Here is a 15,534-nt window from a genome sequence, read left to right on the forward strand (position 1 = left end):
TCCGTCTTTATTATTTGGCCAGGCTATCCAGTAATCCGGCGGCGACGGCAGGGGCTAAGCCCGGCGCCAGCGGCAGGCGGGGGATCACCAGGCAGTGCAGCAGGTGGTAAATATCCTGCTTGCCGTCCCAGACTTTGGTGGTCACTTCGTTATTGGTGTCCAGCTCCTGCCACCATGAACCGTTTTCGTAATCCATCAGGTACTTGATGCAGTAATCCCACCATTTCTGATACCAGGCTTCGTACTGCGCCTCGCCGGTGACGGTGTAGAGCGCGTAAGCCGTGCCCATCGCCTCGACGATTGGCCAGCGCACGCGTTCGCGCACGATAGGCTTGCCGTCCCAGCCCACGGAGTAGACAAAGCCGTCCGCCCCGTCGGGTGCCCAGGCGTCGCGAATAGTGGCGTGAAACAGGCCTTTCGCATCTTCCAGCAGCCACTCCGGCGGGGTTTCAAAGCGGGCTTCCAGCGCGGCACGCAGGTGCAGCATCAGGCGGCCCCACTCGATCCAGTGCCCCGGCGTGCCGCCGTAGGCGCGGAAGCGGTGGGCAGGGTTATCGATGTTGTAATCGCGGATCGGGTTCCAGCTGGTGTCGAAATGCTCGTTAACGCGGTACTCCCCTTTGCGCGCCACGTCGTGAATAATCACCGAGGCGATACGCAAGGCGCGGTCGAGCCATTTCCGGTCGTGGGTCACGTCATAGACGATGAGGAAGGCTTCCACGGCGTGCATATTGGCGTTACCGCCGCGATAGTCTTCCGTTTTGCTGAAGGCTTCGTCCCAGGACTCCAGGCACATCTGCTCCTGTTCGCTCCAGAAGTAGCGCTCAATCACCTCGATGGCATTGTCCAGCAGCTTGCGTGCCTGCGGGTGGCCGGTGGTGACGGCGCTCGCCGCGCCCAGCAGGACGAAGAAATGCTGATAGCCCTGCTTGGACGCATCAATCACGCCTTCATCGTTTACGCAGGCGTACCAGCCGCCGTGCTGTTTATCGCGCAGCGGACCGTTCAGGGCATTAATGCCGTGCTCAACCAGCGCGTACGCGCCGGGGCGCCCCATGTTCGCCGCCACCGCGTAAACGTGCAGCATGCGGGCGGTGATCCACAGATGGGTGCCCATATCGCTGCGCACCTGCCCGTTATTGCCCAGCCAGCCAAAGCCGGTTGGTACGGCGGCGTTTTTGCCGAAATCGAAAATGCGGTCGGTCTCTTGTTCGAGCCAGCGGTTATGGCTCAGGGTGTTAAACCATTTCATGTTCGGGTCCTTTTTCAACGGCGAGCCATCATTTCGTCGACGATCTCACCCAGACGCTGAAGTTTTGGTACGGAAATATCACGCAGCATCAGCTCGGTGTCCGGCAGGCCAATCACCGATGACCAGACGGCGCGCCCGGCTAAAAAGCCCGATGCCCCCGCCTGCATGGCGACGCTTACGGCACGCGGGAATAACTTATCGTCCACGCCGGAGGAGAGGATCACCCACGGCATGGCGATGTTCTCGTTCAGCTTCTGCGAGGCCGTCAGTAGCTCGTGCTGTGTGCCCTTACCAAACAGCGGCATTTCCACTTTGTAGAGGTCGGCGCCGCTGTCGCCCAGCTCTTTGGCCGCATCGATGATCGCCTGCTCGCGGTCAAACGCGGCGCCGCGGCGCGGGGGACGCACCACCGGCTCGATAATGCTCAGCAGCCCGTTGTCGTGGCACAGCGTATTGAACGCTTTCACCATTTCCAGGCGCTGCTGCGGATCTTCATCGCTGCGCCACAGCACCAGCAGCTTCAGCGCCTTACCGCCATCGCGTTTGACCGCCTGCGCGTCAACGTTCTTGTCGATCACCACGCTGTCGACCGGAATGCCGTTCCCCGGGATAAACTCGTCGGCGGCGACAATCATTGCGCAGCTTTTGGCCACGGCCTGCTGCTCGACAATCTGGCGGTAGCAGAACTGCTGGTCGACGAGGATCGCAGAGGCGTACGGCGACAGAATTTTCGCCGCATTGACCTTGAAATCCGTCAGGTGCTGGTCGGTTACCGGCACCGGCGCGCCTGCGGCAGCAAACATCAGGCGCATCGCTTCGCGCTGATCCACGGCCAGCATCGCAAAACCGCCGGAAGGTCGGGTGATATCTTTCAGGGTGTACATCGTCATTCCTCAGTCCTTTCGTATCAGTGTGTTTTTTTCAGCCCGGCAGATGCGCGAACCTGTTCAAGAATGGCTGTCCAGTCTTCGCGCCCGCGCCCGGCGGCGCGTGCCTGGTTGTAAACTTCGCGGGAAGCCGCGCCCAGCGGCATCGGAACGTGGAGCTGGTTGGCCACGTCGAGGGCGATCCCCAGATCCTTATGCGCAAGGTCGATCATAAAGGCGGGTGAAAGATCCCCTTTCAGTACCTTGTTCGGCCATGACGTGGTGAAGTGGCCTTTACCCGCCGGCGTGCCGCTCATCACCTTGAGCGCCACGTCAAAGGAGAGGCCAAGCGCTTCGCACAGTACGGCGGCTTCGGCGGAAAGGGCGTTCAGGGCGATGCTCATGTAGTTATTGATGAGCTTCACGCGGATGCCCATTCCCGGCCCGCCGGCGTTAATCAGTTCATTGCCCATCGCCATTAAAACGGGGGTGGCGCGCTCAACCTGCTGCGCCGTACCGCCCGCCAGCAGGAGCAGCGTACCGGCGATGGCATGATCAGAGGTGCGTCCGACGGGCACGTCCATCAGGCTGAAGCCTTGCTCAGCCATGTCGCGGATCAGTGCGTCGGTTTGCAGCGGGTGAATGGTGGACATATCAATGACCAGCGCGTCGCGGGATAACCCTTCGCATACGCCGTGCTCGCCGAACAGCACGCTGCGCACCAGGTCGCCGTTTGGCAGCATGGTAATGACGAATTCGGCCTCCGTTACGGCCTGCGCTGGCGTTCCCGCCGCCCGGGCGCCGCTCTCTACCAGCGCCTGAACCGCCTGCGGGTTCACATCAAAAACGTTAAGCTGGTGGCCCTGTTTCAACAGATTCTTCGCCATGGGCGCGCCCATCTGTCCTAAGCCGATAAATGCGATTGCTGACATGCCTCTCTCCTGTCACATCGTGTCAATTTTTGCGCGTTTGTGGTGTCTGTTTTTGATCGTATTTGTAATTTATAGTCAAAAAATTGACACGGGTCACTTTTTAAACATTTGGTGAAATTAAAATGAAGGCATCAGAAATCGCAGAAGGAATCACCATGACTCGCATCGTTTGTGTCGGCATTACCGTGCTGGATCGCATCTGGTATCTCGATGATTTACCGAAAGAAGGTGGGAAATATGTCGCAAAAGACTATACGGAAGTGGGCGGCGGCCCGGCGGCAACGGCGGCAGTGGCAGCCGCGAAACTGGGCGCGGAAGTGGATTTTATTGGCCGGGTGGGGGACGACGATACCGGCAGACGACTGCTTGCGGAGCTGGAATCCCTGGGGGTGAACACCCGCTATACGCGCATAGTTAAGGGAGCCCGATCGTCGCAATCGGCGGTGCTGGTGGACGCAAGCGGAGAGCGCGTTATTGCCAACTACCCCAGCCCCGATCTCCCTGCGGCGGCAGACTGGCTGCATGAAATCGACTTCTCTCAGTGGGACATTGTCTTAGCCGACGTGCGCTGGCATGACGGGGCAAAACAGGCATTTACCCTGGCCCGCCAGCAGGGCGTACCGACGCTGCTGGATGCGGATGTCACCCCGCAGGACATCGCGGATCTGATTGCCTTAAGCGACCACGCGGCCTTCTCCGCGCCAGGACTGCGGCGGTTAACGCAGCTGGATGAAACCGAAAACGCGCTGAAGAAAGCACAAACGCTCACAAATGGACATGTGTATGTCACACAGGGGCGAGACGGCTGTTTCTGGCTGGAAAACGACACGCTATGTCATCAGCCTGGTTTTGAAGTGAACGTCATTGATACCACCGGGGCGGGCGACGTGTTCCACGGTGCGCTGGCGGTCAGCCTGGGGCAGAAATTACCCGCCGCAGACGCCGTGCGTTTTGCCAGCGCCGTCGCAGCACTGAAATGTACAAAGCCCGGCGGGCGCGCGGGTATACCCGACTGTGATCAAACCCGCTCTTTTTTGTCACTTTTTGTATAAAATGCGGGGCGTGATGGTTTTCAGAGGACAGCCCATGAGCCTTACCGAACTGACCGGCAACCCGCGTCACGATCAGCTGCTGACGCTGATTGCCGATCGCGGCTATATGAACATTGATGAACTGGCGCAGCTGCTGGATGTCTCCACGCAAACCGTGCGCCGGGATATCCGCAAGCTCAGCGAGCAAGGGCTGATCACCCGTCATCACGGCGGCGCGGGCAGGGCATCCAGCGTGGTCAACACGGCGTTCGAACAGCGTGAAGTCTCGCTTACCGAAGAGAAACGGGCGATTGCCGAAGCGATTGCGGACTATATTCCCGACGGTTCGACCATTTTTATCACCATCGGGACGACCGTGGAGCACGTTGCCCGGGCACTGCTTAACCATAATCATCTGCGCATCATCACTAACAGCCTGCGGGTGGCGCACATTCTTTATAAGAATCCGCGCTTTGAGGTGATGGTGCCCGGCGGTACGCTGCGCCCGCATAACGGCGGCATTATCGGTCCTGCGGCAACGGCGTTCGTGTCAGGATTTCGCGCAGATTACCTGGTCACCAGCGTCGGGGCGATAGAGCACGACGGCGCGATGATGGAATTTGACGTTAACGAAGCCAGCGTGGTGAAAACCATGATCGCTCACTCCCGTCACATTTTACTGGCGGCCGATCATACGAAATACCACGCCTCCGCGGCGGTTGAAATCGGCAACGTGGCGCAGGCGACGGCGCTGTTCACCGATGAGCTGCCCGGCCCGGCGCTGCAAAATCACCTCAAATCCAGCAAGGTTGAGGTTGTCGAAGTCAATTCCGGAGAAGAGCAGCAGGCTGGCTGAAAATCCTATGGCCCGATATTGCGATTCGGGCCTTTCCTTTCTCTAAGCTGAATCTGGCGCATAGCTAAAGTTTCTCTTTCCCGCTACAGTTACTTTTCCACGGCGAAAGGAGATAAACATGCTTTATATCTTTGACTTAGGAAATGTAATCGTCGATATCGATTTTAACCGGGTGCTGGGCGCATGGAGCGATTTTAGCCGTGTTCCGCTGGCGACGTTAAAGCAGAATTTCGCGATGGGTGAGACTTTCCATCTGCACGAGCGCGGTGAGATCAGCGATGAAGCGTTCGCAGAGCGTTTCTGTCAGGAAATGGGTCTCTCGTTAAGCTACGAGCAGTTTTCCCACGGCTGGCAGGCCATATTTGTCGCGATCCGCCCCGAAGTGATCGACATCATGCACAAGCTGCGCGAGCAGCGGCATCGTGTCGTCGTCCTGTCGAATACCAACCGCCTGCATACCACCTTCTGGCCGGATGAATACCCGGAAATCCACGCGGCGGCAGATAAGGTGTATCTCTCCCAGGAGATGGGGATGCGTAAACCTGAGGCGCGCATCTATCAGGCGGTATTGCAGGAAGAAGGATTCACGGCGGCGGATGCGGTCTTTTTTGACGACAACGCCGATAATATAGAAGGGGCTAATCAGTTAGGTATCACCTCCATTCTGGTGACCGGAAAAGAGACGATACCGAACTACTTTGCGAAGCAGTTATGCTAAAAACCGTTCATCAAAAAGCCAATCACCACACGCGCCCGCTGAGGGCGTGGCTGAAACTCCTCTGGCATCGCATTGACGAGGACAACATGACCACGCTGGCGGGCAATCTCGCTTACGTGTCGTTGCTCTCGCTGGTGCCGCTGGTGGCGGTGATTTTTGCGCTTTTTTCGGCGTTTCCGATGTTTGCCGATGTGAGCATGCAGCTTCGCCATTTTGTTTTCGCGAACTTTATTCCTGCCACTGGCGATGTGATCCAGAACTACATTGAACAGTTTGTCGCTAACTCCAGCAAGATGACGGCGGTGGGGGCATGTGGGCTTATTGTTACCGCGCTGCTGCTGATGTACTCCATCGACAGTGCGCTCAACACCATCTGGCGGAGCAAAAAAGTCCGCCCGAAGGTTTACTCCTTTGCCGTCTACTGGATGATTTTAACCCTTGGCCCATTGCTGGCGGGGGCAAGCCTGGCGATCAGTTCCTACCTTCTTTCGCTGCGCTGGGCGACCGACTTAAACAGCGTGATCGATAACGTGCTGCGTATATTCCCGCTGATTTTATCGTGGCTTTCGTTCTGGCTGCTCTACAGCGTGGTACCAACCACGCGCGTACCCAACCGGGATGCCGTGGTGGGTGCGCTGGTCGCGGCGTTGCTCTTTGAGCTGGGCAAGAAAGGATTCGCGCTTTATATCACCATGTTCCCCTCTTATCAGCTGATTTACGGCGTGCTGGCGGTGATCCCCATTTTGTTTGTCTGGGTCTACTGGACGTGGTGTATCGTCTTGCTTGGCGCCGAAATAACTGTCACTCTCGGGGTCTACCGCGAACTCAAAAAAGCAGCAGAAGCTGAAATACAACAAGAAGCAGACCAACCATGATTGCATTGATTCAGCGTGTAACCCGTGCCAGCGTCACCGTGGCGGATGAGGTGACGGGTGAAATTGGCCCAGGACTTTTGGTGCTCCTGGGTGTCGAAAAGGATGACGACGAACAAAAAGCCAACCGCTTGTGTGAGCGCGTACTGGGCTACCGCATTTTCAGCGATGCGGAAGGCAAGATGAACCTGAACGTTCAGCAAGCGGGCGGCAGCGTGCTGGTGGTCTCTCAGTTTACGCTGGCCGCGGATACCGAACGCGGCATGCGCCCGAGTTTTTCGAAGGGCGCGGCACCGGATCGCGCAGAAGCCCTTTACGAGTACTTTGTTGAGCGCTGTCGCCAACAGGACATGAATACACAAACCGGACGATTCGCTGCGGATATGCAGGTTTCGCTGGTGAACGATGGCCCCGTCACATTCTGGCTTCAGGTATGAGCCAACTGGCGGCATGGCCGCGGGTAACAAGAGAGAGTACAGCTATGTATCACCTTCGAGTACCGCAAACGGAAGAAGAATTAGACGCTTATTACCATTTCCGCTGGGAAATGCTGCGCAAGCCACTGCATCAACCTAAAGGCTCTGAACGCGACGCCTGGGACGCGATGGCGCACCACCAGATGGTGGTTGATGAAGAGGGCAACCTCGTTGCCGTGGGACGTCTGTATATCAATGCCGACAACGAAGCTTCAATCCGCTTTATGGCCGTTCATCCCTCCGTGCAGGACAAAGGCCTTGGAACGCTGATGGCTATGACGCTGGAATCCGTTGCCCGTCAGGAAGGGGTCAAGCGTGTCACCTGTAGCGCCCGCGAAGATGCCGTTGAGTTCTTTGCCAAGCTTGGTTTCGTGAATCAGGGGGAAATCACCGCCCCGCAAACTACGCCGATTCGTCACTTTTTGATGATCAAACCCATCGCCACGCTGGACGATATTCTCCATCGCGCCGACTGGTGCGGGCAGCTCCAGCAGGCATGGTATCAGCATATTCCGCTCAGTGAAAAAATGGGTGTGCGTATTCAGCAATATACCGGGCAAAAATTTATTACCACCATGCCGGAAACCGGCAACCAGAACCCGCACCATACCCTGTTTGCCGGCAGCCTGTTTTCACTCGCCACGCTCACCGGCTGGGGACTGATCTGGCTAATGCTGCGCGAACGTCATCTCGGCGGCACCATTATTCTGGCCGATGCCCATATCCGCTACAGCGCCCCGATCAGCGGCAAGCCGAGCGCGGTTGCTGACCTGGGCGCACTGGGCGGCGATCTCGACCGTCTGGCGCGTGGACGTAAAGCACGCGTACAGATGCAGGTGGAGCTGTTCGGCGATGAAACGCCAGGCGCGGTGTTTGAAGGCACCTATATCGTTCTGCCTGCGAAGCCGTATGGCGCGTATGAAGAGGGCGGGAACGAGGAGGAGTAGTCTCCTTTACACTCTCGCCCGGCATGGTTAATGCGCCAGGCAATATCTCGCGTAACGTCTCGCGCTGACTGGCTAATTCCACCCAACTGGAAGAAGCCGTGAATTACACCCCGCCATCGTTGAGCGGTACACTTCACGCCTTGCTCCGTGAGGCGCTGATAAAGCGCCTCGCCTTCGTCGCGTAACGGATCATACTCCGCGGTAACAATATGGACCTTCGGCAGACCGCTAAAGTCGTTGCGCCACAGTGGGCTGACTTCAGGATGTTGACGGTCGGCTCCAGCCAGATACATTTCATAGCCGCTCAAAAGGGTATCGCGAGTAATCACGTAATCCATGCCATTGAGGGTATAGCTTTCAAAACTGGCCGTAGCGTCGAGCATGGGGTAGATAAGAATGAGCTGCGCGGGATCCCAGAGACCTTTGGCCTTAAGCCGCAATGACGTTACCAGCGCAAGATGACCTCCCGCGCTGTCTCCACAAAGTGTAATCCGGTTTTTATCCACACCTAATTGTTCTGCATTTTGCCAGACAAGATCTGCCGCTCTCTCTGCATCGTCATGCGCAGCGGGGAAAGTATTCTCGGGTGCGAGTCTGTACTGAACCGCAATGACCCGGCAGTTACCGTAAAACGCCAGTTGGCGAAGCTGATTATCATGGGTTTCAAACCCACCGCTGACAAAACAACCGCCATGATAGTAGAGGGCACAAGATAACGTTTCAGGGGCATTGAAAGGCGAAAATACCCGAAAGGTCATATCCTCAAGAACAAGCGTTTCAACCTGGACACGCGTTTCTGTTTCCCCGGCTAGCGCTGTGCTGGCAACATATCCGCTTCTCCGGTCATCAATACTCTGCTTTCGCGAGGAAGGTCGTCCTGCGGCAATAAACTCCTGTACCAGCTTATCAATACCCTTTTCCAGTGCCATGATTACGTCCTTTTACTGTGTTTTTATACAGTTTATAGCCTGGTTTACAGCAGATGAAAACAGAGAAATGTTGAGAGGTGCATGTGGTGGAAAGTGGCTCGCATAATCGATCATTCCCTAAAAAACGTCCTTTCACCCTAAATTGATAAAGAGTATTTTGCCTGAAAATTAACCAAAGATGATATACTAAGGTGATATATGAGCGTTTTGGCGGAACTTGATATGGGCAGAATACTTATTGATTTGTCTGATGACGTGATTCAACGTTTGGATAATCTCAAGCAATTGCGAAATCAGCCACGTGCTGAACTGCTTCGGGAAGCGATAGAGCTGTATCTCGACCAGCAGAGTTCTTCTGTTATCCGAAATGCGCTTGGTCTGTGGGGAGACAGAAAAGAGGACGGGCTTGAGTATGAACGCAAGCTGCGTGAGGAGTGGTAATCATGGAGCACATGGCAGTGTTTGATACCAATATTCTCATTGATCTCTTCAACAACCGTATTGAAGCTGCGGATGCGATTGAGCATACCGCGTCGCATCGTGCCATCAGCTTAATTACCTGGATGGAAGTAATGGTGGGCGCTCGCAGGCATGGTCATGAAGCGAAAACGGCAGCCGTTATGGGCGCTTTTGAAATTATTGATGTGTCTCGGGATATTGCGGAAAGAAGCGTTTTACTACGTGAGAAGCATGGAATGAAACTGCCTGATGCTATCATTCTGGCCACAGCGCAGAGCAGAAAATGTCCGTTGATTTCTCGCAACACGAAAGATTTTGCGGGTATTGACGAGGTCCTTACGCCTTACCAGGTGTAGGCCGGGCAAGCTCGCGCCGCCCGGCACTCTCACAGGAGATTACTCCCCTTCACCCGGGAACAGGAACGGGTTGATCGAGCTGCGGGCAAAGCCCTCCTGCTCCATCTTCGCGTCCAGAATCAGCGAGGCGAGATCGTCGGCCACGGCTTCGACTTTCGGGTCTTTTTCCTGATACAGAATCTTCAGGTAGGTCCCGCAGTCGCCGCAGCTCTCCGCTTTCACCGCCGCGTCTTCATTTTCCAGCGACCAGTAGTTCAGATCGCGGGTCTGTTCGCAGTTGCTGCACTTGATGCGCACCACGTGCCACTCGGTTTCACACAGGTTGCAGTGCAGGTAGCGCAGCCCCTGAGTGGTGCCGATTTGCACCATGCTGGAGACCGGCATTGAACCACACACCGGGCAGAACTGGCGCGCTTCGCCGTATTCGGCGCGGGCTTTACCTGGAATCAGGCTCGCCATTTGCGCCCAGTAGAGCGACAGCGCAGCCCAGATGAACGGCGCTTTATCGCTGCTCACCAGTGAGAAGTCGGAAGCAAACAGCGCGCTCGCCATCTCTTCCAGCTCCTGATCGGAGGCTTTTTCCAGGTTCTCAATGACTGCCAGCGCCGTGCCGCTCATCTCGGGCTTCAGCTCGGCGATCAGGGAATGCAGCAGCTTATGCCAGTGCTTGTCGCGCGGCAGGACGTGAATATCCAGCGGCGGTTTGCCCTGCTCATTGGCTTCCTTGATGCGTGCGGTCAGGTCCATTTGCAGCGGATGGTCGTACAGCACCACTTCCTGCGCATGGGCGACCAGCGCGGCAAAACGCAGAAAATCGCCCAGCGGGTTGTTCTCTGCCAGCTCGCGCAGACGCTCTGCGCGGCGGTTGTAGAGGTTCTTGAGTCTGGGGAATAACAACGGCGGAATATACTCCGCCGTACGTTTCTCGCTCGACCCCAGCTCATCTTGCGGGATTATGCGAATACTCATTCAGATGACTTTTCCTGTTTCTGGCGGACTTCTCGGTACCAGCGCGGGTGATGTTTCTTCGCCCACGTTTTGGTGACCCAGCCTTCCACCATCGCGGTAATGGTGCCTTTCACCCAGAGGGCGGCGTAAATATGCACCATGATAACCACAATTAACGCCACTGCGGCAAATGAATGCAGCATCAGCGCGAATCGGATCACCGGGATTGAGAAAGCAGGCGCAAAGTACGGACGCCAGATGATCACGCCGCTCACCAGCAACAGGACCAGGAAGATAATCGCCGCCCAGAATACGCATTTCTGGCCGAAGTTATAACGCCCGGTATCACCCACTTCCTCGTTGACGACGATCTTACGAATATTCTTCGCCCAAAAGATATCATCCCGATTGATTAGGTTATGGTGCCAGTAACGGAAAAACATGATGATGAACGACGCGAACATGATGACGCCCACAAACGGGTGCAGTATACGCGCCAGCTGTGGTGTCCCCATGATCTGCATCAGCCAGTTGAAGGACGGGAAGAAGAACCCCAGCCCGCTTATCGCCGCCAGCATGAAGCAGAAGGCGGTGACCCAGTGGTTGATGCGTTCCGGCGCGGTGTAGCGCACGATGGTGTCACGTTTTCTCATTTGCGCACCTCGTCTTTCTCTTCATGCAGGTTGTCGTCTTCCTCTTCCGCACGGTTCGGACCAACGCCGACGTAGTGGAAGATGCTCGCTGCGAAGGTGGCCGCAAAACCGACCGCGGCCAGCGGTTTCCAGATGCCTTTCCAGAACTTCACGGTCGCGCTGATTTCCGGGTTCTCCGGCAGGCCGTGATACAGGTTCGGCTTGTCGGCGTGGTGCAGCACGTACATCACGTGCGTACCGCCAACCCCGGCCGGATCGTACAGGCCCGCGTTATCGTAACCACGAGTTTTCAGCTCGCCCACGCGCTCTGCCGCCAGCGTTTTCATATCCTCTTTGGAGCCAAAGTGGATAGCGCCAGTTGGACAGGTCTTCACGCACGCTGGCTCCTGGCCGACATTTACGCGGTCAACGCACAGCGTACATTTGTAGACGCGGTTGTCTTCCGGGTTCAGGCGCGGCACGTCAAACGGACAACCCGCGATGCAATAGCCGCAGCCAATACACTGCTCGGACTGGAAGTCGACGATGCCGTTGGCATACTGAATGATAGCCCCTTCTGACGGACACGCCTTCAGGCAGCCCGGATCCGCACAGTGCATACAGCCATCTTTGCGGATAAGCCATTCCAGTTTGTCGTTCTGCTCCACTTCCGAGAAACGCATTACCGTCCAGGACTTGGCGGTCAGGTCCGCCGGGTTGTCGTACACCCCGACGTTGTGACCCACTTCGTCACGGATGTCGTTCCACTCTGAACAGGCCACCTGACAGGCTTTACAGCCGATACAGGTGGTCACGTCGATAAGCTTCGCCACTTCCTGCTGGTGGTCCCGCGCCTGAGGCGCGGGCGTGAAACCGTTAGTCGCGGAACGACGGATAATGTCTTGAGATTGATAAGCCATAAGTCGTCTCCGTTACACCTTTTCCACGTTCACGAGGAAGGCCTTAAACTCCGGCGTCTGCGTGTTCGCATCACCGACGAACGGCGTCAGGGTGTTCGCAATGAACCCTTTCTTCGCCACGCCCTCATAACCCCAGTGAATTGGGATGCCGATGGTATCCACCTGCTGACCGTGAACGTTCAGCGTGCGAATACGCTTGGTCACCACCGCCTTGGCTTTGATGTAGCCGCGGTTAGAGGAGACCTTCACGGTATCGCCATGGGCAATGCCGAGTTTGTTCGCCAGCTTCTCGCCGATCTCCACAAACTGCTCCGGCTGCGCGATGGCATTCAGCAGCGCGTGCTTGGTCCAGTAGTGGAAGTGCTCGGTCAGACGGTAAGTGGTGCCGACATAAGGGAACTTGTCCTTTTTACCCAGCGCTTCAAAATCGCCTTTGAAGATGCGGGCTGCCGGGTTAGAGACCACGTTCGGGTGCAGCGGGTTAGTACCCAGCGGCGTCTCAAACGGCTCGTAGTGTTCCGGGAACGGACCTTCCGCCATCTTATCGATAGCAAACAGGCGCCCCATCCCTTCAGGCTGCATGATAAACGGCCCGACATCGCTGCCCGGTGCGGCAGTGCTGTAGTCCGGAATATCCACGCCGCCCCATTTCGCGCCGTCCCACTTCAGTAGCTGACGCTTCGGATCCCACGGGTTGCCTTGCGGGTCAGCAGAGGCGCGGTTATAGAGGATGCGGCGGTTAAGCGGCCACGCCCATGCCCAGCCCAGCGTATTGCCGAGGCCCGACGGGTCGGCGTTATCGCGGTTGGCCATCTGGTTGCCTTTCGGCGTCCAGCTACCGGCAAAGATCCAGCAGCCGCTGGAGGTCGTACCGTCATCGCGCAGGTGCGCAAAGGTGCTGAGCTGATCGCCTTTCTTCGCCAGCACCGCACCGGTCGCCGGGTCGATAACGTCCGCCAGCGCCTTACCGTTGCTCTCCATCGCCACTTCTTCCGGAGACGGATTCTCTGGCGTCGAGTAGTTCCAGGTCATGTTCAGCACCGGCTCAGGCGTTGCGCCGCCTTCAGCCGCGTACATTTTACGCAGACGTAAGAAGATACCGGCCAGGATCTCGCCGTCGTTCAAGGCGATGCCCGGGGCATCCGCGCCTTTCCAGTGCCACTGCAACCAGCGGCCGGAGTTGACGATAGACCCGTTCTCTTCCGCGAAGCAGGTAGACGGCAGACGGAACACTTCGGTCTGAATCTTCGACGGATCGACATCGTTCGACTCACCGTGGTTCTGCCAGAACGTCGACGTTTCGGTATTGAGCGGGTCAATCGTCACCAGGAACTTCAGCTTCGACAGAGACTCGACAACCTTGTTCTTGTTCGGGAACGACGCCACCGGGTTAAAGCCCTGGCAGATATAGCCGTTGACCTGGCCCTGGTGCATCATTTCGAAGTACTGAAGTACGTCGTAACCTTTGTCCCACTTCGGCAGCCAGTCAAAGCCCCAGCTGTTTTCTGCCGTCGCCTTGTCGCCGTAGAAGGCTTTCATCAGCGAGACGAAGAACTTCGGATAGTTGCCCCAGTAGTTCACCTGGCCTTCGAGCAGCGGTTTTGGCGTGCTGGCCGTCAGGTAGGTTTGCAGGTCGGTCTGTTTCTCGCTCGGCAGGTTCATGTAACCCGTCAGGCTCTGAGACAGCAGGCCGAGGTCGGTCAGACCCTGAATGTTGGAGTGACCGCGCAGGGCGTTCACACCGCCGCCTGCCATCCCCATGTTGCCGAGGAGCAGCTGAACCATCGCCATGGTGCGGATGTTCTGCGCGCCGATGGAGTGCTGCGTCCAGCCGAGCGCATACAGGAACGACGCGGTTTTATCTTTCGCGCTGGTTTCCGCTATCAGCTCGCACACCTTCAGGAAGTCCGCCTTCGGCGTCCCACAGATGTTTTCGACAACCTCCGGCGTATAGCGGGACACGTGCTCTTTCAGCAGGTTCCACACGCAGCGCGGGTGTTGCAGGGTGGTGTCGCGCTTCGCAAAGCCGTTTTCGTCCAGCTCGTAGTTCCAGCTGGTTTTGTCGTATTTGCGTTTTTCGGCGTCATAACCGCTGAACAGGCCATCTTCGAAGTGGTAATCCTCACGCACGATCAGGCTGGCGTTGGTATAGGCTTCGGTGTACTCGCGGTTATATTTTTCGTTGGTCATCAGGTACAGCAATACGCCTGACAGGAAAGTGATGTCAGTACCTGAACGAATAGGGGTGTAGAAATCCGCCACTGACGCTGTACGCGTAAAGCGGGGATCGATCACAATCAGCTTCGCGCCGTTGTGGATTTTGGCTTCCATCGCCCAGCGGAACCCGACAGGGTGCGCTTCAGCGGCGTTACCGCCCATCACCACAATGAGGTTGGCGTTTTTGATGTCGACCCAGTGGTTGGTCATCGCACCGCGACCAAATGTTGGAGCAAGACTTGCTACCGTTGGTCCGTGTCAGACACGCGCCTGGTTGTCGACCGCGAGCATACCGAGTGCGCGCGTAAATTTCTGGGTTAAATAGCCGGTTTCGTTACTGGACGCAGAAGCACACAGCATGCCGGTGGAGAGCCAGCGGTTAACGGTGGTGCCTTCGGTATTCTTCGCGATAAAGTTGGCATCGCGGTCTTCTTTCATCAACTTAGCGATGCGATCGAACGCTTCCTCCCAGCTGATTTGCTGCCATTTGTCAGAGCCGGGAGCGCGATACTCAGGAAACTTCAGGCGGCTTTCGGAGTGGATAAAATCTACCAGACCGGCCCCTTTCGGACACAGCGCACCACGGTTGACCGGGTGATCCGGATCGCCTTCGATGTGGAAAATGGATGCTTTGGCGTTTTTCGCACCGTCGCCGAGGCTATACATTAACAGCCCACAGCCGACGGAGCAGTACGTACAGGTGTTACGGGTTTCGCGGGTGCGCAGCAGTTTATACTGCCGTGTTTCCGCCAGCGCTACACCGGGCGCAAAGCCCAGTGCCGCCGCCGTGGTGCCTGCCATACCGCCAGCGCAGATCTTAAAGAACTGCCTTCTGCTGACCTGCATGGGTCACTCCTTGGTTCATTACGACATTGCTATGTAGTTTTACTTTGCGGTTGAGAATTAACCGCAAAGGAGAAAAATTTGCATTAATCCCTCATTTCTCCGAGGGATAAGCCCAGAATACCACAATGTCGGTACGCCTGTTCTAACGGGGTTAAAACAAAGTGAACGTATTATCACGGCATTGATTATAAAATGTGATATCAATCACATTTTATCCTGTGCATGTTAAAGAGGTGTAGCAGCTGATCGGTTGCACCCCTCCGTATTGAGTAGGAGA

The 15,534-nt window shown here is 56.6% G+C and carries 15 protein-coding genes and 1 pseudogene; 8 read left to right on the plus strand and 8 right to left on the minus strand.

Annotation, left to right across the window (positions count from 1 at the left end; translation table 11 throughout):
- Positions 1-10: 10 nt before the first annotated feature.
- The 3 genes from yihS to yihU are packed head-to-tail and all read right to left on the minus strand — an operon-like array spanning position 11 to position 3,050.
- On the minus strand, positions 11-1,252 hold the full coding sequence (gene yihS / locus ACOTYH_RS19355) for a sulfoquinovose isomerase (protein ID WP_032668940.1): 1,242 nt from the start codon (positions 1,250-1,252) through the stop codon (positions 11-13).
- Between the two features lie 14 nt (positions 1,253-1,266).
- Complete coding sequence (gene yihT / locus ACOTYH_RS19360; protein ID WP_015569905.1) at positions 1,267-2,142, minus strand: sulfofructosephosphate aldolase; 876 nt, start codon at positions 2,140-2,142, stop codon at positions 1,267-1,269.
- Positions 2,143-2,159: 17 nt separating this feature from the next.
- Positions 2,160-3,050, minus strand: coding sequence for a sulfolactaldehyde 3-reductase (gene yihU / locus ACOTYH_RS19365; RefSeq protein WP_032649900.1), 891 nt, complete (start codon positions 3,048-3,050; stop codon positions 2,160-2,162).
- A gap of 155 nt (positions 3,051-3,205) precedes the next feature.
- Between yihU and ACOTYH_RS19370 the strand changes: the two genes are divergently transcribed.
- The 6 genes from ACOTYH_RS19370 (at position 3,206) to fabY (ending at position 7,950) form a co-directional block, all read left to right on the plus strand.
- Complete coding sequence (locus tag ACOTYH_RS19370; protein ID WP_026080563.1) at positions 3,206-4,102, plus strand: sugar kinase; 897 nt, start codon at positions 3,206-3,208, stop codon at positions 4,100-4,102.
- 34 nt (positions 4,103-4,136) lie between these two features.
- Positions 4,137-4,937, plus strand: a complete 801-nt coding sequence (locus tag ACOTYH_RS19375; RefSeq protein WP_003861944.1) for a DeoR/GlpR family DNA-binding transcription regulator — start codon at positions 4,137-4,139, stop codon at positions 4,935-4,937.
- Positions 4,938-5,055: 118 nt separating this feature from the next.
- Complete coding sequence (gene yihX / locus ACOTYH_RS19380) at positions 5,056-5,655, plus strand: glucose-1-phosphatase (protein ID WP_058689019.1); 600 nt, start codon at positions 5,056-5,058, stop codon at positions 5,653-5,655.
- On the plus strand, positions 5,649-6,530 hold the full coding sequence (locus tag ACOTYH_RS19385; protein WP_058689018.1) for a virulence factor BrkB family protein: 882 nt from the start codon (positions 5,649-5,651) through the stop codon (positions 6,528-6,530). Before yihX ends, ACOTYH_RS19385 begins: the two co-directional genes overlap by 7 nt.
- On the plus strand, positions 6,527-6,964 hold the full coding sequence (gene dtd, locus ACOTYH_RS19390; RefSeq protein ID WP_015569909.1) for a D-aminoacyl-tRNA deacylase: 438 nt from the start codon (positions 6,527-6,529) through the stop codon (positions 6,962-6,964). The genes ACOTYH_RS19385 and dtd overlap by 4 nt, the downstream gene beginning before the upstream one ends.
- A gap of 44 nt (positions 6,965-7,008) precedes the next feature.
- Entirely contained in the window at positions 7,009-7,950 is a 942-nt protein-coding gene (gene fabY, locus ACOTYH_RS19395) for a fatty acid biosynthesis protein FabY (protein ID WP_015569910.1), read from the plus strand.
- A 14-nt stretch (positions 7,951-7,964) separates the two neighbouring features.
- Here fabY and ACOTYH_RS19400 read toward each other — a convergent pair.
- Positions 7,965-8,879: pseudogene (locus tag ACOTYH_RS19400) on the minus strand (alpha/beta hydrolase); the annotation flags it as partial.
- Between the two features lie 198 nt (positions 8,880-9,077).
- Between ACOTYH_RS19400 and ACOTYH_RS19405 the strand changes: the two are divergent.
- The gene (locus ACOTYH_RS19405) at positions 9,078-9,320 is read left to right on the plus strand and encodes a ribbon-helix-helix domain-containing protein (RefSeq protein ID WP_015569912.1); all 243 of its coding nucleotides are present in this window, start codon (positions 9,078-9,080) and stop codon (positions 9,318-9,320) included.
- Between the two features lie 2 nt (positions 9,321-9,322).
- Positions 9,323-9,694 (plus strand): type II toxin-antitoxin system VapC family toxin, encoded by a 372-nt coding sequence (locus ACOTYH_RS19410; protein ID WP_017382676.1) that lies wholly within the window; start codon positions 9,323-9,325, stop codon positions 9,692-9,694.
- Positions 9,695-9,733: 39 nt separating this feature from the next.
- On the opposite strand, the gene fdhE is transcribed toward ACOTYH_RS19410, so the two are convergent.
- The 4 genes from fdhE to fdnG are packed head-to-tail and all read right to left on the minus strand — an operon-like array spanning position 9,734 to position 15,257.
- On the minus strand, positions 9,734-10,663 hold the full coding sequence (gene fdhE, locus ACOTYH_RS19415) for a formate dehydrogenase accessory protein FdhE (protein ID WP_003861956.1): 930 nt from the start codon (positions 10,661-10,663) through the stop codon (positions 9,734-9,736).
- Positions 10,660-11,295: a formate dehydrogenase cytochrome b556 subunit gene (gene fdoI, locus ACOTYH_RS19420; RefSeq protein ID WP_003861958.1), complete on the minus strand. Its 636-nt coding sequence runs from the start codon at positions 11,293-11,295 to the stop codon at positions 10,660-10,662. Before fdoI ends, fdhE begins: the two co-directional genes overlap by 4 nt.
- Positions 11,292-12,194, minus strand: coding sequence for a formate dehydrogenase subunit beta (gene fdxH / locus ACOTYH_RS19425; protein ID WP_014072386.1), 903 nt, complete (start codon positions 12,192-12,194; stop codon positions 11,292-11,294). Before fdxH ends, fdoI begins: the two co-directional genes overlap by 4 nt.
- 12 nt (positions 12,195-12,206) lie before the next feature.
- Positions 12,207-15,257 (minus strand): formate dehydrogenase-N subunit alpha, encoded by a 3,051-nt coding sequence (gene fdnG, locus ACOTYH_RS19430; RefSeq protein WP_086626598.1) that lies wholly within the window; start codon positions 15,255-15,257, stop codon positions 12,207-12,209.
- Positions 15,258-15,534 lie beyond the last annotated feature (277 nt).

It is taken from the genome of Enterobacter cloacae complex sp. SHL001 (assembly GCF_049236825.1).
Lineage (GTDB): Bacteria > Pseudomonadota > Gammaproteobacteria > Enterobacterales > Enterobacteriaceae > Enterobacter > Enterobacter hormaechei_C.